The following is a 20,988-nucleotide window of genomic DNA, read 5'->3' as shown; positions in this document are numbered from 1 at the left end:
TCATTATTTAAAACTGATGCGAATCATTTTATTTTGTCCCGCTGCAATTGCCGTATGATTGTCTATAAACCTGATGGTATTAAGAGTAGAATCAGTTGATAATTGTTTCCATGAATTTCCACCATCCCAGGAATAGTAAACTCCTGAAAAACCAACTGTCACCATCCCTTTACCATTACTTTTAGGAACATATTGCATACAAGAAGCATATCCAAAAGCTTTATTTTCTGCTATTAGCTTCCATGTTTTTCCTCCATCAGTGGTGATTGCTTTATTAGAAAAATTTTGATTTCGCAATTCATAATCCCCTCCAGCAACAAATCCAGTTTGAGCATCATAAAAATCTGCCGTGAAAATTCCGGTCATTGATTTTCCTTGGACTATTGGGGTATCATACACTGTCCATGTATTTCCCTTATCTGGAGAATAAAAAACTCTTGATTTTTTTCCACCGGAAACAATCCATGTGTTATTCCCTTTGATTATAATATTAGTGTTGCTTGCGGCAAAAGCTGCTTCTCCATCCATTACTTTTGGTAATTTATCAGACGATACTTTATTCCATGAATTTCCGCCATCACGAGTGATTATTATATTTAAGCAATCAGCGATTGGGTCACCCATCGCTATTCCTTCCCTATCATTCCAAAATTGCATGCTATCATAAAACACTTTTTCGTGGTTTTCTTGATACACTAATTTTGTTTCCTTGCCGTCTTTTGAAATTTGATATAACAAAGCTGGATTCCCAACGTTTAGAATAAAAATATGCTTTTTTGTTTTGGCATTACTTCTAAACTCAAGCTTTAAAGAATCTTTGATAATTTTGCTTTCAAATTTTTGATTGTTATCCAAATTAAAAAAACCGAACCTTCCTTTATCTGCAGAAAACCAAACTTTATTTGCATCAATTAAAATTGCTCTGATACTTATTTTATCCTGAAATAAGGTGTCGATTTCAACGGACTTAAATTCACTGTTGTTTTTATTTTCTACACTATAAACACTTGTTTTACAGGATGTAAAAACATTTAAAACTAACAGGACTAAAAAAATATTTTTCATTTTTTATACATTTTACGGCTAATTTACAATTAATAATACGAATAGGAAACAAAGAATAAATTATGGCACAGTAATTGGATAATCAAAAAAAGAATAAACTTAATTCAATTAATTATGAAAACGAAACTAATACTATTGAGTTTATTGACTACTGTTTTCGCAACACAAATACAGGCGCAAGATAGAACATCAGTAAATGCAATGAATAATGAAATCAGTGACAATCTTGATCTGAGAGCTGTTGCTTCTATTTTTGGTGACTCAAAAAATCTACAGGATTTTGAACGACGCCTGAATGACCCTGAACTACAAATATCAAATTTAGATTTGAATAATGACAATGAAGTAGATTATTTAAGAGTTATCGAAACTGTTGAAAATCGGACTCACGTGATCATCATTCAATCTGTTATAGACACCGATGTGTATCAAGATGTAGCTACAATTGACGTTGAAAAAGACAGAAACAACAAAATTCACGTTCAAGTAGTAGGAGATGTATACATGTATGGCCAAAATTATATTTATGAGCCTGTATATTATAGCACTCCATTAATTTATGCTTCATTCTGGTCTGCTAATTATCGTCCTTATTATTCTACTTGGAATTGGGGTTATTATCCTTCCTATTATTATGCATGGAATCCATTCCCAATATTCAGATATAGAAATAATATCAACATTTGTTTGAACATCAACAACAATTACAATTATGTTAACTACAGAAGAAGTGAGCGCGCAATCGTTCTACATAATTCAAGACGTTCAAATGGCTATGAAAGACAACACCCAAATTATTCCTTCTCCAGAAGAAATGCTAATGTAACTAACCGTTATGAATTAGATCAAAGAAGAGGTTCAAGAAATGAAGTTGGTTACTCAAACAGAAGAACAGGAACTCAAAGAGATTATTCTCAAAACAGAACTAGTTCATCAAGAGGAATAACACCACAGAGGTCTGGATCTTCTAGAGATTACTCTCAAAATAGATCTAATCCTTCTAGTCAGGCAGCGCCACAAAGAGGAAATTCTCAAAGAGATTATTCTCAAAACAGAACTAATCCTTCTAGTCAGGCAACGCCACAAAGAGGGAATTCTCAAAGAGATTATTCTCAAAACAGAACTAATTCTTCTAGTCAGGCAACGCCACAAAGAGGAAATTCTCAAAGAGATTATTCTCAAAACAGAACCAATCCTTCCAGTCAGGCGACTCCGCAAAGAGGAAATTCTCAAAGAGATTATTCTCAAAACAGAACTAGTCCTTCTAGACAAGAAGCTCCACAAAGAGCAGAGTCACAAAACAGAACTAGCCCTTCTAGACAAGAAGCTCCACAAAGAGCAGAGTCACAAAACAGAGGGAATTCTTCCAGAGAATCAGCTCCACAAAGAAATGAATCTCAAAACAGAACTAGTCCTTCTAGACAAGAAGCTCCACAAAGAGCAGAATCGCAAAACAGAGGAAATTCTTCCAGAGAATCAGCTCCACAAAGAAATGAATCTCAAAGAGGTAATTCATCAAGAAACGACAATAGAAGATCTTAAAAAATTTCAATATAAAACTAAAAACACGGCTTTGACAGCCGTGTTTTTTTTTATTAGATAAAAAGCTTTAATTTATTTTAAAAGTGTAAATTTGACAAGTTTTTTAAAAATAATACATGAACGCATCGCACAAAGACCTACATAGTAAATTAACATTAGGCGGCTTATTAATTTCATTAGGAATAATTTACGGTGATATCGGTACTTCACCTTTGTATGTAATGAAAGCCATATTGGGCGATCATATCATAAATGCCGACGTTGTTTTAGGAGGTATATCCTGCGTTTTTTGGACCCTTACATTACAAACAACCATCAAATACGTACTGATTACTTTAAGTGCTGATAATCATGGCGAAGGTGGAATTTTTGCTTTATATGCTTTAGTCAAAAAGACAAAAATTCAATGGTTGATTGTCCCCGCTATTATTGGGGGTAGTGCATTACTGGCCGATGGAATCATTACTCCTCCCATTTCTGTATCATCTGCGGTTGAAGGTATTAGAACCTATTATCCTGAAATAAACACAATCCCAATTGTTATAGGTATCTTATTTGTACTTTTTGCCATTCAGCAATTTGGAACCAAGTTAGTCGGTAAATTTTTCGCACCAATGATGCTTATTTGGTTTGGAATGCTTGCCGTACTAGGAACATTACAAATCGGGCAGAATACCGAGGTTCTAAAAGCTATCAATCCATACTACGCCTATCATTTATTGACCATACATCCTGAAGGATTTTTTGTTTTGGGCTTTGTATTCCTTTGTACCACTGGTGCTGAAGCATTGTATTCAGACATGGGACATTGTGGACGAAAAAACATTAGAATTAGCTGGATCTTTGTAAAAACTGCCTTAGTACTTAATTATTTTGGACAGGCAGCGTATTTGATCCGTCACGAAGGGGAAACATTACAAACTTTAGGCGGAAAAAATGGAAACCCATTCTATCTTATCATGCCCGATTGGTTTCAACCCATTGGAATTGTAATTGCAACAATGGCAGCCGTGATTGCTTCTCAAGCGCTTATAAGTGGTTCATTTACATTAATAAATGAAGCGATGCGATTGAATTTTTGGCCAAAAGTAAAAATAAAATACCCTACTGAATTAAAAGGACAATTGTATATCCCATCCATAAACTGGTTATTGTTTATTGGGTGTGTTGGAATCGTATTACACTTTGAAGAATCCAGTAATATGGAACATGCATACGGACTCGCAATTATCTTATGTATGATAATGACCACTATTTTACTGAATTTTTATTTGATAATGAAAAGAGTGAAATTGTATTTTATTGTACCGTTGATCACCATTTATTTAATCATCGAATTTAGTTTTCTGGCAGCCAATATTATTAAGTTTGCTGATGGTGGTTATGTTACTATCCTTATAGCGACCATTTTGATAGGTATAATGACGATTTGGTATTTGGCTAAAAAAATCAACAAGAGCTACACCAAAATTGTCAAAATTGAAGATTATAAAAAAGTACTTATTGAATTAAGTGCTGATTTATCAATACCTAAATACGCAACGCATTTAGTTTACATGACTAATGCTGGCAGAACAGATGAAATAGAAGAAAAAGTAATGTATTCTATTTTACAAAAAAGACCAAAAAGAGCTGATATTTATTGGTTTGTACACGTAAATATATTAACAGAACCCTATAAAACTGAATATAAAGTAACCGAAATTGTCAAAGATGATTTGTATCGTGTGGACTTCAATTTAGGTTTTAGAGAACCTACTAAAATAAACCTGATGTTTAGAGAAGTAATCAGGGACATGGTAAAAAAAGGAGAAGTAGATATAACCAGCAGATACGAATCTTTGAACAAAAATAATATTATAGGTGATTTCAAATTTGTATTATCTGAAAAATTCCTTTCTAACGATAGTGATTTACGCTGGCATGAGAAAATAATTATGAACTCCTATTTCTTTATCAAAAAACTAAGTTTATCTGAAGAAAGGGCTTTTGGCCTAGACAGTAGTTCGGTAAAAGTGGAGAAATTTCCAATGGTACTTCATGCTCCTGAAAACATAGGATTGACAAGAGTAAAATAAACCTCTTTCATTTAAAAATCTAAAAAAACACTGTTTTGAAAACAGTGTTTTTTTATGCCAAAAAATTAAAAAACAACATTCATTATTAAAAATATAACATTCAATCAATTAATAGTACCTTTGCACCTCAATTATTTAAAATGAGATTACACAGAAATTTAGTTTATACAACGATAGACGCCTTAAACGCCATTTTTAATGAAGGCGAATATGCTGATAAAGTGGTTGCAAGATCCTTAAAAAAAGACAAACGTTGGGGAAGCTCTGACAGAAAATTTGTTGCCGAAACCATCTACGAAATCGTTCGTTGGAAAAGATTATACGCAGAAATAGCCGAAGTAAAAGAACCATTTGACAGAGACAATCTTTGGAGAATGTTTTCGGTATGGGCAGTATTGAGAGGCTACCCTATTCCGGATTGGCGCCAACTGGAAGGAACCCCAGAAAGAAAAATAAAAGGACGTTTTGACGAACTTTCGAAGGTGAGAGCTTTAAAAGAATCTATTCCGGATTGGATGGATGAATTAGGGGTCAAAGAATTAGGCGAAAAAGTTTGGGCAACTGAAATTACAGCTCAAAACCAACCTGCTAAAGTAATCCTAAGAGTTAATACACTTAAGACCACAAGAGAAGCGCTACGCGCTATTTTGATGGATTTAAACATTGAAACAGAAACCCTGAAAAATCAACCTGATGCTTTGGTTCTAAAAGAAAGAGCCAATGTTTTCTTGACTGACGCTTTCAAACAAGGCTTCTTTGAAGTTCAGGATGCCAACTCCCAATTAGTGGCGGCTTTCCTTGACGTAAAACCAGGGATGCGTGTTGTAGATACCTGCGCTGGTGCTGGTGGAAAAACATTGCATATTGCTTCTTTGATGGAAAACAAAGGACAGTTAATCGCTATGGATTTGTATGAAAGCAAATTAAAGCAATTAAAAATCAGAGCCAAAAGAGACGGTGCTTTCAACATTGAATACCGCATTATTGACTCGACAAAAATCATTAAAAAATTACACGAAAAAGCAGACCGTGTTTTAATTGACGCGCCTTGTAGTGGTTTAGGAGTTCTAAAAAGAAATCCGGACGCTAAATGGAAATTAAAACCGGAATTTATTGACAACATTCGTAAAGTACAATCGGAAGTTTTAGAAAGTTATTCTAAAATTGTAAAACCGGGTGGGAAATTAGTGTATGCTACTTGCTCTATATTACCATCCGAAAATCAAGAACAAATTGCTCGTTTCTTGACAACTGACATTGGTAAACAATTCAACTTTGTAAAAGACCAAAAAATATTGGCTTCAGAATCTGGTTTTGACGGATTCTACATGGCCTTGTTAGAACGCAAAGAAAGTTCCGAACAGAAAGAAAAAAGAGTACAAAAAGAAATAGAGTAATAGAATAGAATACAGATTTTAGACTCCAGAATTCACAAAAAAATCCTCGAAATTCGAGGACTTTTTTTTTTATATTATTATTTTTTTAGCTTATCTTTTTCCAGCTTTAAACCTTAAACTAAAAAACTTCAAACTTTCTATTAATCATTCATTGAAATTAAAAACTCCTCATTATTCTTCGTTTTCTTGAAACGATCATTAATGAAATCCATCGCTTCCACCGGGTTCATATCCGAAAGGTATTTTCGCATAATCCACATGCGTTGCAATGTTTTTTGATCCAATAACATATCATCACGTCTGGTACTTGAAGAAGTCAAATCGATAGCCGGAAAAATACGTTTGTTAGCAATTTTTCTGTCCAATTGCAATTCCATATTACCGGTACCTTTAAATTCTTCGAAGATAACTTCATCCATTTTCGAACCAGTTTCAGTCAATGCAGTAGCGATAATACTTAATGAACCCCCATTTTCTACATTACGGGCAGCTCCAAAGAAACGCTTTGGTTTTTGTAATGCATTCGCATCCACACCACCACTTAATACTTTACCTGAAGCAGGTTGTACCGTATTATAGGCTCTGGCCAAACGCGTAATAGAATCCAATAGAATCACTACATCGTGACCACATTCTACCAATCGTTTTGCTTTTTCAAGAACGATATTCGCAATTTTCACATGCTCTTGTGGTTCTCTGTCAAATGTAGAAGCAATTACTTCCCCACGCACACTACGTTGCATATCGGTAACCTCTTCCGGTCGCTCATCAATCAATAAAACAATTAAATACACTTCAGGATGATTTGCCGCAATTGCATTGGCAATTTCCTTAAGCAACATCGTTTTACCCGTTTTGGGCTGCGCCACAATCATTCCGCGTTGTCCTTTTCCTATTGGTGAAAACAAATCGATAATTCGGGTAGAAATAGTACTTTGCTTCTCTGCCAATTTGAATTTTTCTGATGGAAAAACTGGAGTTAAATGTTCGAATGAAACTCTGTCACGAACCACTTGCGGATCGTGTCCGTTTATTTTTAAAACTCTTACTAATGGAAAAAATTTCTCTCCTTCTTTTGGTGGACGAACCACGCCTTTTACCGTATCTCCGGTTTTAAGACCGAACAATCTGATTTGAGAAGTCGATAAATAAATATCATCTGGCGAAGCCAAATAATTATAATCAGAAGAACGCAAGAAACCATATCCATCCGGCATCATTTCCAGAACGCCTTCACTTTCTATGATTCCGTCAAATTCAAAATCCGAAGCAGCAAAATTACTTTTCTTATTTTTAAAATTCGGATTTTGATTCCCATTTCCGTTTCCATTACCATTTTGATTTGGGTTTTGGTTAAGATTCTGATTTGGATTTTGCTTATGTAACTGGTTTGGATTTATCTTTTTTACTGGAGCGGAAGGAGCTTCTGTTTTCTCTTCAGTTGCTGTATCTGCAACTATCCCATTCTCTGTACTTGCTTCTTTAACCTCTTCTTTATCCTTTTTTAAGGCAATTTTCTTTTCGTAAGCTGATTTATTAAATTTAATAATTTTACCAACTTTTTTCTCATTTTCTTCAGATTCTGGGTTTGGAGCCAGTTCCACTTCTTTTGAAACAGGTTCAATCGGAAGATTATTTTCACCTGCAGGATTTGTCTCAGTTACAACCTCTTCTTTTTCAAAAAGAGAATTTGCTGCCACTTTTTGAATTGCTGCTTTTTTTACAGGAACTATTCTAACTCTTTTGGGTTTATCGTCTTCAACGTTACCTTCCTCTTTTGTATCTGATGCAGAATCAACGTTAGAAGTCACTTGATGCTCTAAAATCTGACTTATTAAAGTATCTTTTTTTACACCGTTAAACTTTATGGTTCTAGCTGATTTAGCTATTTCTTGAAGCTCAGAAAGCTTCATTTCTTTTAATGCAGAAATATCAAACATGAATGTTCTATGAGTTTAATTAATTTTGGAAAATAATGTAAAAGATAGGTAGTAAACTTTATTTTGAATCAACCGCAGTATGAAGTGCTTACGGTATTATGATGCAATAATACGAATAAAATTTAATCAGACAATAGTATTTATTAAAAAGAAAATATATTTTTGTAAAAGATATTTAACAAATGATACAAAGAATTCAGACTATATATTTACTACTTGCATTTGTAGTTACAGGCATACTGCTGTTTTTTATTCCGTTATGGACAATGAAAGACGGAAAAGACTTTTATTTCATGCAAAACCAAGTGTATACGATACTATTGGGATTGAGTACTACGCTGAGTTTGTTAAGTATTGTTTCCTATAAAAAAAGACAAAATCAATTTGTCATTGGCAGATTGAATATCATATTAAATTTGATTTTATTAGGATTGTTTGTATATCGTTCACTAAATCTATCTGGAGAAACACCTGCTGTTTCGGAGAAAGGTATTGGGATGTTTCTACCTGTAGTTGCTATCGTATTATTAGTCTTGGCTAATAAAGCGATCAAAAAGGATGAAGATCTTGTAAAATCTGTGGACAGATTGAGGTAAACCTATAAACTTTAGTTTATTAGTGCGAAGAGAACCCGAATGTAACAATTCGGGTTTTTTTGTGTCTTACTATTTTTTTTAGCTAAAAAAAAGAATAAAAATCTTATAAAATGATATTCTCCTATTTTTTTTATAAATTTGAAAATAGTAATTACGATATGTTACAAAAAATCAAAATTCACCTCGCTGATGATCATCAAATTCTTATTGATGGCATTCGGACTTTACTGCATACCGTCCCTAATTTTGAAGTAGTTGGGTTTTCACTCAATGGAGACACTATTTTCAATGAGGTTACCGAAAACAAAGCAGATATTCTTGTTTTAGATATTAATATGCCTAAAAAAGATGGAATCGAAGTCATTAAGGAATTTGCTGAAAAAGGATTTCCTTGTAAAATTATTGTTTTATCCAGTTACGATGATTTAAGAATAATAAAGGAAGTCATGAAATTGGGCAGTAGTAGCTATTTGACAAAAAAATGTGCAGGTGAGAATATCGTTGAAGCGATTCAAGCGGTATCCAGAGGCGAAGAATATTTTTGCAAATCTGTTCGGGAAAAAATATTCAGTACTGTCACAAAGGACAATATAAAGTTAATAAAAAACGAGTCTGCGGTAAATTCTATTTTAACAGATAGGGAATTAGAAATTATCACATTGATATCACTGGAATATAGCGGTAAAGAAATTAGTGATCGCCTGTTTATCAGCGTAAATACTGTTGAAACTCACCGTAAAAATATAATGAAAAAATTAGATGCAAAAAACTCCATAAGTCTTGTTAAATATGCCATTAAACATAAATTAATTAAATCTTGAATCGATGGCAATCCATTAGAAACACGATTTGCTTTTTATTAAACTTTAATGGGCTCTGAAAGCTAAAATTCACATTTGTTTTCCTCTTATACTATTTCTGAAACAAATTAAATTTTCAATTAATCAGTCGTGGATGAAACATTAGAATCTTTAAAAATCACACAAAACAGAATAAAATTAAATTCTCTATGCGGTACAAACAAATTGTTATAGTATTGATTTTACTCCTGAATCCCTCTTGTATCAATATTTTTTCACAAAAGAAAGCACCTTCAAAAAAAGAAGTTACCTTGATTTCCAACGAGGCAATTAAGTTAATGAAAGAGGGAATTTTTGAAAAATCATTAGTAAAATCAAGACTTGCTCTAACGTATGCAATTGCTTTAAAAGATGACAATTTAATTGCCGCAACTTACAACACAATTGCTGCTAATTTTGACCAATTGTCTGAATATGATAAAGCTTTTTTTTATTATAAAAAGGGATTAGCCCATGCAAATAAAACAAATAATGATGTTTTAAAAAATTGGATAAATAATAATTTGGGAAACATTTATTGTTTTGACAAAAAACAATATGAAAAGGGAATTTACTACTATAAGAAGTCACTACAATACAGCACCAAAATCCATGATTCAGCTCAAATTGTTTTTACTAAACTCAATATTACTTGGGCCTATTTTGACATTGGTCGCTATAACGAAGGACTCCCTTATTTAAAATACATCAATAAACATCACGAAAAACATAGAGATGAATCGACCATTGTTGCACTGAATATGCTAAATGGAATGTATTACAACTATAAAAACAATCCTAAAAAAGCATTATTCTTTTTCCAGAATGCCATCAAATTAGGAAACGAAGGAAATGAAAAATCAGACTTATCATATTCACATCATGAATTTTCTAAATTTTTATTAAAAAATGGAGATTATGAAAATGCTTATAAAAATCTGGCACTTTACAATGATCTAACTATTAAATTAAACAATGAAGAAAAGCTCAATAAAGCAAGTGTGGCAGGAATAAATCTTGAAATTGACGAGTATAAAAGAGAAATCGATAAAATAGGAAATGACTACAAAACCAAAGAATATTTACTACTGCAAGAGCAATCAAGGAGCAGAAAAATTGTAATCGTAATAATTCTGACTTTATTGTTTTTCTTTTTCCTTTTTTACATTTTCTCAGAAAACTCAAAGCTTAAACAAAAAAATAAAATAAAAGACATAGAAAGTCAGGTACAACAAAATATAATCAATGCATCCATCAATGGACAAGAATTAGAACGAAAAAAAATCGCTTCATTTTTGCATGATAACATTAGCGCGTTACTATCATCCGCAGGATTACATTTGAATGCTTTCACCTCGAAAAACCCCACTAATACGGAAGAAATCATAAAAACTAAAGCCATATTAGAGGAAGCGCATGATCAAATAAGGGATTTATCTCATGAACTGATGCCAACCCTTTTAGCACGATTTGGTTTATTTTACGCATTAGAAGATTTATGCGAAAAGAATTCAAATTCAGTAATTCAATTTAACTACTCTATTGTTGTACCCACAAAAACACGTTACAATGAGGATTTTGAAATGAAAATGTATTTTATCATAATGGAATTACTAAATAATATCATAAAACACAGTCGCGCCACTCAGGCTAATTTAATTATTCAAGAAAACAATAAATCGCTTCAAATCAAAATCGAGGATAACGGTAAAGGATTTGACACCGATAAATTTTATATTCTGGAAGGTTTCGGAATCAACCAAGTTAAAGCCCGAATAAATAATCTAAAAGGAACTATCGCAATACATTCAAAGATTTATTCCTGTACATCAGTTACTATTGAAGTGCCTATTACCTATCAAAAAAAAATAACTACACCCGTTTTTCCATCTCAATAATTTCCATATCCTTGATTTTATCCCCCTCAATCACAAAACGCAACATCGTGCGTACCTGATGAAAACCACTTTTTCCAGCCGCTCCGGGATTCATGTGTAAGAGATTATACTTTTTATCAAATATGACTTTCAAAATGTGCGAATGCCCACAAATAAACAATTTTGGAGGATTCGATTCCATCTCCGCTTTGACATTGGGGTTGTATTTCCCAGGATAACCGCCAATATGAGTAATCCAAACATCCACTCCTTCACACATAAATCGATTGTGCAACGGAAATTCCAGTCGCGCCTTGGCATCGTCAATATTGCCATACACACAACGCAACGGTTTTAGCTTTTTTATCGCATCCGTTACAGCCAAATCACCGATATCACCCGCATGCCAAACTTCGTCAGCCTGCATGACATATTTCAAAATGGTATCATCAATATGACTGTGCGTATCGGAAAGAAGAAGTATTTTTTTCATTATTTTAAAGCTACAAAGTGGCAAAGGTACAAAGTTGCTGAGTTTAGTCTCCTAGATTATTAAAACAAAACCAGCCATAACCTAAACTTTTAACCTTTTAGCGACATAAAAACTTTGTACCTTTGTTACTTTGAAACTTTGCGACAAACAAACCTTGAGATATTTCATAAAATTAGCATACAACGGAACCCATTATCACGGCTGGCAATACCAACCCAATGCTGCTTCTGTTCAGGAAACGATGAACAAAGCGTTTTCGGTACTATTGAACACAACCATCAATCTTATGGGAGCCGGAAGAACGGATACCGGCGTTCATGCCAAAGAGATGTACGCTCATTTTGATTTTGAAGCACCATTTGACATTCCAAGTTTAATACACAAACTCAACTCTTATCTTCCTAAAGACATTGTGATTTATGACATTATTCCGGTTCATGATGAAGCGCATACGCGTTTTGATGCTACTAAAAGAACCTACGAATATCATATCAATATCTTTAAAGATGTTTTTTCGCAAGACCAAAGTTGGTATTTCCACCAAAAACTAGATATCAATTTGATGAACGAAGCAGCAAAATTATTATTCAATCACACTGATTTTCAATGTTTTTCAAAAGTAAATACGGATGTAAATACTTTTGACTGTACTATTTTTGAAGCCAATTGGAAACAAAAAAATGACAACATAATTTTCACTATTTCGGCCAATCGTTTTTTACGAAATATGGTTCGTGCTATTGTGGGAACATTAGTAAACATAGGATTACACAAGATTACACTGGCTGATTTTACTGCCATCATAGAAAGCAAAAACCGAGATAAAGCTGGTTTTTCGGTTCCGGCGCATGGTTTATATTTAACCAAAATAGAATACGATTACATTTAAATAATTACGAATTAAAAATTACGAATTATGCATCTAAGATTCAAATCGTAATTTCTAATTCGTAATTCGTAATTCACAAAACATGAAAGCAAAAGCATTTGATACCCGATTATTCAAACGAATATTAAAATTCACTAAACCCTACCAATGGCGTTTTAATGGTGTGATTATTTTCGCCGTTTCGCTATCGATTTTTGCGGCATTGCGTCCGTATTTATTGAAACAAACCGTGGATGGTTACATTGCAACCCAAGACCAGCAAGGATTATTGATGTATGTAGTCTTGATGGGAATTGTACTATTACTGGAGGTATTTTCGCAATTTTATTTTGTGTATTGGGCGAACTGGCTTGGTCAGGATATTGTAAAAGACATTAGAACAAAATTATTTCGCCATATTCTAAGTTTCCGAATGAAATATTTCGATCATGTTCCCGTGGGACAACTCGTGACACGTTCAGTTTCGGATATTGAATCGATTGCCCGAATTTTCAGTCAGGGATTATTCATGATTATCAGCGACTTGATGAAAATGGTTGTTGTACTGGCTTTTATGTTCTACATGAACTGGAAACTGACTTGGATTGTGATTGTGGCGATGCCAATTTTAGTTTATTTCACTAGAATTTTCCAAAAGAAAATGCAAGTGGCTTTTGAGGAAGTACGTACCCAAATTGCCAACATGAATTCCTTTGTACAGGAACGCGTAACGGGAATGAAGATTGTCCAACTTTTTAATCGTGAAGAAATTGAATACGAAAAATTCAAAAGCATCAATGATAAACACAAAAAAGCGTGGATAAAAACCATTCTTTATAACTCCATCTTCTTCCCCATTGCCGATATAATTTCGTCTTTAACCCTTGGTTTTATTGTGTTATATGGCGGAATCAAGATATTAAACGGGGATAACTTTACCACTTTTGGAGATTTATTTTCGTATACGATGTTCATCGGAATGTTATTCAATCCATTACGTCAAATTGCGGATAAATTCAACGAGATGCAACTGGGAATGATTGCGGCAAACCGTGTTTTTGATATTTTAGATACCGAAGATCAAATTCAGGATACTGGAATTATCGAAGCGCCAATCTTTAAGGGAGACATCGAATTCAAGAATGTTCGTTTTGGATATATTCCGGATGAAGAAGTGATAAAAGGAATCGACTTAGAGGTTAATGCTGGTCAAACTATTGCTATTGTAGGCTCTACAGGTGCCGGAAAATCTACGATTATTAACTTGCTGAATCGTTTTTACGAAATCAACAGCGGTTCTATTTACATAGACAATCACAATATTGAGAATTACACATTGAGTTCGTTACGAAAACAAATTGCGGTTGTTTTGCAGGATGTTTTCCTTTTTGCCGATACTATTTTCAACAATATCACCTTAAATAATCCTGAAATTAGTCGCGAACAAGTTTTGGCTGCAGCCAAAAAAATTGGCGTACATGAATTCATCATGAGTTTACCTGATAATTATGATTTTGATGTAAAAGAACGCGGAGTTATGCTTTCTTCCGGTCAGCGCCAATTGATTGCTTTCTTGAGAGCGTATGTGAGCAATCCCAGCATTTTGATTTTGGACGAAGCTACTTCTTCGATAGATACGTATTCTGAAGAATTGATTCAGCGCGCTACGGAAACGATTACTAAAGGCAGAACGTCCATTGTGATTGCGCATCGTTTAGCAACGATTGTCAATGCTGATAAAATTGTGGTAATGGACAAAGGACTTATTGTAGAACAAGGAACGCATCTGGAATTAATCAACCGCGAGAGCGGCTATTACAAGAACTTGTATGATTCCCAGTTTTCGGTAGCAAATTAGTGAATGGTGAAAAGTGAGAAGTGTCTTGTTTTACGGCATTAAATTGTACAATTTTTAAATCTTTACATTTATTGAAACTTTAAACTTTCTCAAAACAGAATAAATCCTTAAATTCGCCCAATCAATTAAATAAGAAAAACACACATAAATGAAAGACGCTTTTGCAAATTTCATTTTACAATTAAAAAATAAATACTAGAAAAATGAAATACGATATTATAGTTTTAGGAAGTGGTCCAGGCGGTTATGTTACAGCTATTAGAGCATCACAATTAGGCTTTAAAGTAGCCGTAATAGAAAAAGAAAATTTAGGCGGTGTATGCTTGAACTGGGGTTGTATCCCGACGAAAGCACTACTAAAATCAGCTCAGGTTTTTGATTATCTAAAACACGCTTCTGATTATGGATTGACTGTTTCATCATTTGATAAAGACTTCCCTGCTGTTGTACAACGCAGTCGCAGCGTAGCTGATGGAATGAGCAAAGGTGTTCAATTCTTGATGAAAAAAAATAAAATCGACGTGATTGATGGTTTTGGAAAACTAAAACCAGGAAAAAAAGTTGATGTTACTGACAAAGACAATAAAGTTACTGAATACAGTGCAGATCATATCATTGTTGCAACTGGAGCACGTTCTCGTGAATTGCCAAACTTGCCTCAAGATGGTGTAAAAGTAATTGGTTACAGACAAGCAATGACTTTACCAACACAACCAAAATCAATGATTATTGTAGGTTCTGGAGCGATTGGAGTTGAATTTGCACATTTCTATAACTCAATGGGAACTGAGGTAACTATTGTAGAATTTATGCCAAATGTAGTTCCTGTTGAAGACGAAGACATTTCGAAACAAATGGAACGTTCTTTGAAAAAAGCAGGTATCAAAATCATGACGAACTCATCCGTTGAGAGAATTGATACTACCGGAGCAGGTGTTAAAGCATTTGTGAAAACAGCAAAAGGAGAAGAAGTTCTTGAAGCTGAGATTTTACTTTCGGCAGTTGGAATCAAAACCAACATTGAAAACATCGGATTAGAAGAAGTAGGAATCGCTACTGACAAAGATAAAATTTTAGTGAACGCTTACAACCAAACGAACATTCCGGGTTATTACGCCATTGGCGATGTTACCCCAGGACAAGCATTAGCGCACGTAGCTTCTGCGGAAGGAATCAATTGTGTGGAGAAAATTGCAGGATTACACGTAGAACCTATCGATTACGGAAACGTACCAGGTTGTACCTATGCAACTCCTGAAATTGCTTCTGTAGGTTTGACTGAAAAACAAGCTAAAGAAAAAGGATACGAATTGAAAATTGGTAAATTCCCATTCTCTGCTTCAGGAAAAGCAAAAGCTGCCGGAACACCGGATGGTTTTGTAAAAGTAATTTTTGATGCTAAATATGGCGAATGGTTAGGATGTCATATGATTGGAGCCGGAGTTACCGATATGATTGCTGAAGCAGTTGTGGCGCGTAAACTGGAAACTACAGGACACGAAATCCTAAAATCAATTCACCCGCACCCAACTATGAGCGAAGCGGTTATGGAAGCTGTGGCTGATGCGTATGGTGAGGTAATACATTTGTAAATATAAACGCGTAGTAGTAGAGACGCACGATAGTAGAGACGCACTGCAGTGCGTCTCTACAGAAAAATATAAAATCCGATTTGTGAAAGCAAATCGGATTTTTTTGTAGCGACTATTTAAACACCAAAAGGCTATTTTGTGGGAATTTAGCATATTAACATTTATTTACTAATCAAGGTTTTGAACCTATCGTATTGTGCTCTATATTTGTATTTCGAGCCATTTTAATAACTCCATTTCGATTTTATCATACCATAAATGAATACTGAAACCATCCGTTTTTCGAACACACTACACGAAAACCAAAATAAAAATTGGGTAAGAGCCATCGATTCTTCTAAAATCATCAATTGGATTGATGATTTATTCAGAATATTATTTCCCGAGAAAGTTTTGGAAACCATACAAATCGAATTGCTTTTGGACCAAAACAAAGCCAACTTTATTGCCATCCTTTCGGAAATCGTAAAAGATAAAACAGCCAATGAAATTCTGGATGATGCCGAATCTTTTTACACCGTACTTCCAGACTTGTACACTTCGATGCAAAAAGATGCACAAGCCATATTAGATACGGATCCTGCTGCCGATTGCATTCAGGAAATCATCAATTCCTATCCCGGTTTTTTTGCCATAGAAGTCTATCGTATTGCCAATGCTATTGCTTCCCGCACCACTTGCCTGCTTCCGCGTATTCTTACCGAATATGCGCACAGCAAAACCGGAATTGACATTCACCCAAATGCTTCAATTGACGTTCCTTTTATAATTGATCATGGCACCGGAATTGTCATTGGCGAGACCACAACTATAGGAAAACACGTGAGTATTTATCAAGGAGTCACTTTGGGTGCATTGCAAGTAGAGAAAAACATGCAGGAAAAAAAACGCCATCCTACCGTAGAAGATCATGTTATTATTTATGCCAATGCCACCATTTTGGGAGGTAGCACCATCATAGGAAACCACAGTATTATAGGCGGAAATACGTTTATTACCAAAAGTGTGAATCCGTATTCGTTTGTAATGCAATCCAATAAAAATACTGTTTTGAACCAGCAGGAAACAAAAGATATTAATTTTTTCTCCATATAAATTATGACAAAATACAACAACATACTCGAAACAATAGGCAACACGCCACATGTAAAAATCAATCGTTTATTTGGTGCCAACCATAATGTCTGGATTAAACTCGAACGAGCAAATCCCGGAGGCAGCATCAAGGACAGGATCGCTCTTGCCATGATCGAAGATGCCGAAGCAAAAGGATTGCTAAAAGAAGGCGGTACCATCATTGAAGCTACCTCCGGAAACACAGGTATTGGACTAGCGATGGTCGCTGCCGTAAAAGGCTATAAATTAGTGCTGGTCATGCCAGAATCCATGTCAGTCGAAAGACGCCGACTCATGAGCCTTTATGGTGCCGAATTTGTGCTGACTCCTCGTGAAAAAGGAATGAAAGGCGCATTGGAAAAAGCACAGGAATTAGTAACCGAAATACCTAATGCCTGGTCACCACTTCAATTTGAGAATCCTGCCAATATCGATATTCACAAAACAACCACCGCTCAGGAAATCATAAAAGCATTCCCTGACGGACTGGATTATTTGATTACCGGTGTAGGAACCGGCGGTCATATCACGGGTTGTGCCGAAATATTGAAACAACATTTCCCTAACCTAAAAGTATACGCAGTAGAACCTGAAGCTTCACCCGTTATCAGTGGTGGCGCGCCAGCTCCCCACCCTATTCAAGGAATTGGAGCTGGATTTATCCCCACAAACCTGCATACTGATTTACTGGACGGAACCATTCAAGTCAGCAAAGACGAAGCATTTACCTATGCCCAAAGAGCCGCCAAAGAAGAAGGCATGTTCGTAGGAATATCCTCTGGAGCATCGCTGGCAGCCGTGGCCAAAAAATTACATGAAATTCCTGAAAATGCTAAAATCCTGACTTTTTGTTACGACACCGGCGAACATTATTTAAGCATCGAAGGCTTATTCGTATAAACGAAAAACAATTTTAAAATACAAACCGATTTGTGAAAACAAGTCGGTTTTTTTTATGGTTTTTTTTGGGCGTGTCCTTGTTGCAGCACTATTCAATAAATCACTTTGCTGAGTACCGCAACAAGGTCAGGCTGTACGCTACAATCTTTTATTACGCTCCGCTTCATAAAAGGATTTTCACTGCCATCCTTCACGCAAAACCGGGCTAATTACAGACTCCCACACTTATAAGAAGCATCTCACAAATAAAAAGTACGTTTGATGATTTGTAAGATAATAATTAAAGTGTACATTTGAAAGTAATACGCTACGCAGTAGGGCCTATATACAAATTAGCGGTAATTGCAAAACAGAAGAACCTCAAAGATTATGCAGACAAATATAATTTGGACCGGAAAACTTTATCATTCAATAGAACATTGTACTTTGACAAAGACACTCGTTGGAAATGAAATAACTTCTACAATTATCGGTGTTTATAAAAATCAAATTTACAAAGTCGATTATCACATAAAGACAAATAAAAACTGGGAAATCACATTTGTAACTTTACGCACACTGGTTGACAATTCCGATGAATTATTAACTTTAGAAAAGAAAGATGGAAAGTGGTTATTAAATGACAAGCCTAATTACGATTTACAAAACATTTTTGACATTGACATTTCTCTGACACCTTTTACTAATACATTACCCATTAACCGACTGCAATTAAAAGGCAATGAACGGAAGGTAATAGAAGTATTATATTTTGACATTCTTGAAAAACAAATTAAAAAAGTTAAACAAATTTATACACGACTTGGAACTGACCGTTATATTTACGAGAATTATGACAAAAGTTTTAAAACGGAGATAAAAATTGACAAACAAGGATTGGTAGTTGAATATCCGAAACTTTTCGAAATGACCGTTAAAAGCGAAAGCAACTACCACTAACAGCTACTACAACGGATTTGGGCAATAGGCTTAATGGAAAGTTGGTTTTGTGTTTCGAATGATTTTGCAAATCCGAAAATAGGGCTTAATTTAGTCCCAAACCAGCTGTAGTAGGCAATGCTAACAATGACCATTCAAAAGAATTTTTTATATTAAACTAGTATGAATACTAACTTTTTTTCTAACTCACTTTTTTGGTTATTATTAATAACTTTACCAGAAATGGTGTTTTCTCAATCGGCCAACTTTACCATTCAAGATGTAAAGTTTGAAAGTCAAGGCGTCACTCTTGCAGGCTCGATTTTAACCCCTAAAAAAACATTTGCAGCAGTTGTAATTGTTCATGGGTCTGATCCTGTAAAAAGAGAAATGGAGTTCGCTAAACGTCTTGCCAAAGAAGGTATTGCTGTACTGACATATGATAAACGTGGAGTTGGAGAATCTGGCGGTGTATATGTAGGACCATCTGTTGGCACAAATAATATTGACACTGCTAATCTTAATTTATTATCTCATGATGCAAGTGCAGCAGTAAATACATTTCAAACCCATTTGAAAGATAAAAAAATACCAATTGGATTAGTTGGCTTCAGTCAAGCAGGATGGATAATCCCAATTACTGCAAGCAAAAATCCACAAATTGAATTTATGGTTTTATTTAGTTGCCCTACAATTACAACTCTAGAACAACTTCGATTTCAGTTTTATACTAATGGAAACAATAATTTTTGGGAAAATCATACAGAATCAGATGCTCTTGAACATATTAAAGATGACCCAGACAGGTATCAATTCGTGGCGACTGACCCAAAAATTTCTCTGAATACTCTATTAATACCAGGACTTTGGCTTTTTGGTGAGAAAGATATCCAAATCCCAGTAAAGTTGTGTATAGAGCAATTAAATACATTTAAAGTTCAAGGTAAACCTTTCGAATATACCTTGTTTTCAACATTAGGACACAATACTGCTTCTGGCAATATTACAGCACCTGTTGATATTTCAATTCAATGGATAAAACAGAAAGCTTTAAACACTATGAAGTCTAAAGTATCAAAATAAAGCACTACCTACAACAGCTGCTACAACGGATTTGGGGAATTGGTTTAATGGAAAGTAGGTTTTGTATCTTTAATGTTTAGGCAAATCCGAAGATAGGGTTTAAATTAGTCCCAAACCTCGCCAAGCGGCGGGACGTCAAACTGACTAATAAATTAAGAAACATATTATACATGAAAAGAATTACTGTCTTCTGTGGATCCAGTTTTGGAAACGAAAAAAATTATGAAATTCAAGCTTTCAAACTTGGACTAGTAATGGCCGAAAATAATTATGAATTAGCGTATGGCGGCGCAAAAGTAGGTCTTCTGGGAAGTGTTGCAGATGGCGTCTTAAATCATAACGGAAAAGTATTTGGTGTTTTACCTAGCTTTCTAAATCGCAAACGATAGATTGACTGAATTATTCATTGTGGAAAGCATGCATGAGAAAAAAACCAAAATGAATGAACTTAGCGATGGCATAATTGCTTTGCCTGGCGGATTTGGAACTCTGGAAGATTTTTTTGAAATGCTGACTTGGGCGCAACTTGGACTCCATAAAAAGCAAATCGGAATTTTGAATGTCGATGGCTTTTATGATTTGCTGCTGGAATTTGTTGCAAACATGGTCGATAAAGGTTTTCTAAAACCAACCAATCAGCAAATGATACTGGTAAGTGATAATGCGGCAGATTTACTTGATAAAATGGAAAATTATGTCGCTCTCAAAGTTGGAAAATGGATTAAAAAAGGAAATGAATAATTAAGAGAAACAGGACTTTAATTGTTTGACTCGTATACAAAAAGCAGTAAGTTCCATTTTCGATTTGTATTTGAGATTTTCTGAC

Annotated in this window: 17 protein-coding genes and 1 pseudogene; 14 read left to right on the top strand and 4 right to left on the bottom strand. The window is 34.6% G+C overall.

The window, feature by feature from the left end; all coding sequences use genetic code 11:
- Nucleotides 1-3 precede the first annotated feature (3 nt).
- Nucleotides 4-1,065, bottom strand: a complete 1,062-nt coding sequence (locus E0H99_RS10180) for a sialidase family protein (RefSeq protein WP_131994754.1) — start codon at nt 1,063-1,065, stop codon at nt 4-6.
- Between the two features lie 114 nt (nt 1,066-1,179).
- Between E0H99_RS10180 and E0H99_RS10175 the strand changes: the two genes are divergently transcribed.
- The 3 genes from E0H99_RS10175 to E0H99_RS10165 all read left to right on the top strand — a co-directional run bounded on the left by E0H99_RS10175 (nt 1,180) and on the right by E0H99_RS10165 (nt 6,082).
- Complete coding sequence (locus tag E0H99_RS10175) at nt 1,180-2,607, top strand: hypothetical protein (RefSeq protein ID WP_131994751.1); 1,428 nt, start codon at nt 1,180-1,182, stop codon at nt 2,605-2,607.
- Between the two features lie 116 nt (nt 2,608-2,723).
- Nucleotides 2,724-4,685, top strand: a complete 1,962-nt coding sequence (locus E0H99_RS10170; protein ID WP_131994748.1) for a KUP/HAK/KT family potassium transporter — start codon at nt 2,724-2,726, stop codon at nt 4,683-4,685.
- Between the two features lie 140 nt (nt 4,686-4,825).
- Nucleotides 4,826-6,082 carry an RsmB/NOP family class I SAM-dependent RNA methyltransferase gene (locus tag E0H99_RS10165; protein WP_131994745.1) on the top strand — a complete coding sequence of 419 codons (1,257 nt, stop codon included), beginning with the start codon at nt 4,826-4,828 and terminating at the stop codon, nt 6,080-6,082.
- Between the two features lie 140 nt (nt 6,083-6,222).
- Here the strand turns inward: E0H99_RS10165 and rho are convergent, their stop codons facing one another.
- On the bottom strand, nt 6,223-8,022 hold the full coding sequence (gene rho, locus E0H99_RS10160) for a transcription termination factor Rho (RefSeq protein ID WP_131994742.1): 1,800 nt from the start codon (nt 8,020-8,022) through the stop codon (nt 6,223-6,225).
- Between the two features lie 182 nt (nt 8,023-8,204).
- Between rho and E0H99_RS10155 the strand changes: the two genes are divergently transcribed.
- The 3 genes from E0H99_RS10155 (at nt 8,205) to E0H99_RS10145 (ending at nt 11,355) form a co-directional block, all read left to right on the top strand.
- A complete protein-coding gene (locus E0H99_RS10155) occupies nt 8,205-8,618 on the top strand; it encodes a DUF4293 family protein (protein ID WP_131994739.1) in 414 nt (137 codons plus the stop codon).
- Between the two features lie 158 nt (nt 8,619-8,776).
- Nucleotides 8,777-9,439 carry a response regulator gene (locus E0H99_RS10150; RefSeq protein WP_131994736.1) on the top strand — a complete coding sequence of 221 codons (663 nt, stop codon included), beginning with the start codon at nt 8,777-8,779 and terminating at the stop codon, nt 9,437-9,439.
- A 188-nt stretch (nt 9,440-9,627) separates the two neighbouring features.
- Complete coding sequence (locus E0H99_RS10145; RefSeq protein WP_131994733.1) at nt 9,628-11,355, top strand: ATP-binding protein; 1,728 nt, start codon at nt 9,628-9,630, stop codon at nt 11,353-11,355.
- On the opposite strand, the gene E0H99_RS10140 is transcribed toward E0H99_RS10145, so the two are convergent.
- Nucleotides 11,330-11,827, bottom strand: coding sequence for a metallophosphoesterase family protein (locus tag E0H99_RS10140; RefSeq protein ID WP_131994730.1), 498 nt, complete (start codon nt 11,825-11,827; stop codon nt 11,330-11,332). The two genes, E0H99_RS10145 and E0H99_RS10140, sit on opposite strands and share 26 nt — an antisense overlap.
- Nucleotides 11,828-11,981: 154 nt before the next feature.
- On the opposite strand from E0H99_RS10140, the gene truA reads away from it, so the two are divergent.
- The 6 genes from truA to E0H99_RS10110 all read left to right on the top strand — a co-directional run bounded on the left by truA (nt 11,982) and on the right by E0H99_RS10110 (nt 19,100).
- Nucleotides 11,982-12,716, top strand: a complete 735-nt coding sequence (truA, locus tag E0H99_RS10135; RefSeq protein ID WP_131994727.1) for a tRNA pseudouridine(38-40) synthase TruA — start codon at nt 11,982-11,984, stop codon at nt 12,714-12,716.
- An 82-nt stretch (nt 12,717-12,798) separates the two neighbouring features.
- Complete coding sequence (locus E0H99_RS10130; RefSeq protein ID WP_131994724.1) at nt 12,799-14,553, top strand: ABC transporter ATP-binding protein; 1,755 nt, start codon at nt 12,799-12,801, stop codon at nt 14,551-14,553.
- A gap of 203 nt (nt 14,554-14,756) precedes the next feature.
- On the top strand, nt 14,757-16,145 hold the full coding sequence (gene lpdA / locus E0H99_RS10125) for a dihydrolipoyl dehydrogenase (RefSeq protein ID WP_091172113.1): 1,389 nt from the start codon (nt 14,757-14,759) through the stop codon (nt 16,143-16,145).
- A 258-nt stretch (nt 16,146-16,403) separates the two neighbouring features.
- On the top strand, nt 16,404-17,240 hold the full coding sequence (locus E0H99_RS10120; RefSeq protein WP_131994721.1) for a serine O-acetyltransferase: 837 nt from the start codon (nt 16,404-16,406) through the stop codon (nt 17,238-17,240).
- Nucleotides 17,241-17,243: 3 nt separating this feature from the next.
- Nucleotides 17,244-18,161 carry a cysteine synthase A gene (gene cysK, locus E0H99_RS10115; protein ID WP_131994718.1) on the top strand — a complete coding sequence of 306 codons (918 nt, stop codon included), beginning with the start codon at nt 17,244-17,246 and terminating at the stop codon, nt 18,159-18,161.
- Nucleotides 18,162-18,530: 369 nt separating this feature from the next.
- The gene (locus E0H99_RS10110; RefSeq protein ID WP_131994715.1) at nt 18,531-19,100 is read left to right on the top strand and encodes a putative glycolipid-binding domain-containing protein; all 570 of its coding nucleotides are present in this window, start codon (nt 18,531-18,533) and stop codon (nt 19,098-19,100) included.
- Here the strand turns inward: E0H99_RS10110 and E0H99_RS17225 are convergent.
- A complete protein-coding gene (locus tag E0H99_RS17225) occupies nt 19,097-19,234 on the bottom strand; it encodes a hypothetical protein (RefSeq protein ID WP_165930287.1) in 138 nt (45 codons plus the stop codon). The genes E0H99_RS10110 and E0H99_RS17225 overlap by 4 nt on opposite strands.
- 28 nt (nt 19,235-19,262) lie before the next feature.
- Here E0H99_RS17225 and E0H99_RS10105 point away from each other — a divergent pair, with 28 nt between their 5' ends.
- Nucleotides 19,263-20,162: an alpha/beta hydrolase family protein gene (locus E0H99_RS10105; protein WP_131994712.1), complete on the top strand. Its 900-nt coding sequence runs from the start codon at nt 19,263-19,265 to the stop codon at nt 20,160-20,162.
- A gap of 170 nt (nt 20,163-20,332) precedes the next feature.
- Nucleotides 20,333-20,903, top strand: a pseudogene (locus tag E0H99_RS10100) (TIGR00730 family Rossman fold protein).
- The last annotated feature ends 85 nt before the right edge of the window (nt 20,904-20,988 follow it).

It is taken from the genome of Flavobacterium sp. GT3P67 (assembly GCF_004349155.1).
Taxonomy (GTDB): domain Bacteria; phylum Bacteroidota; class Bacteroidia; order Flavobacteriales; family Flavobacteriaceae; genus Flavobacterium; species Flavobacterium ranwuense.
This window is presented reverse-complemented; position numbering and strand designations above follow the sequence as displayed.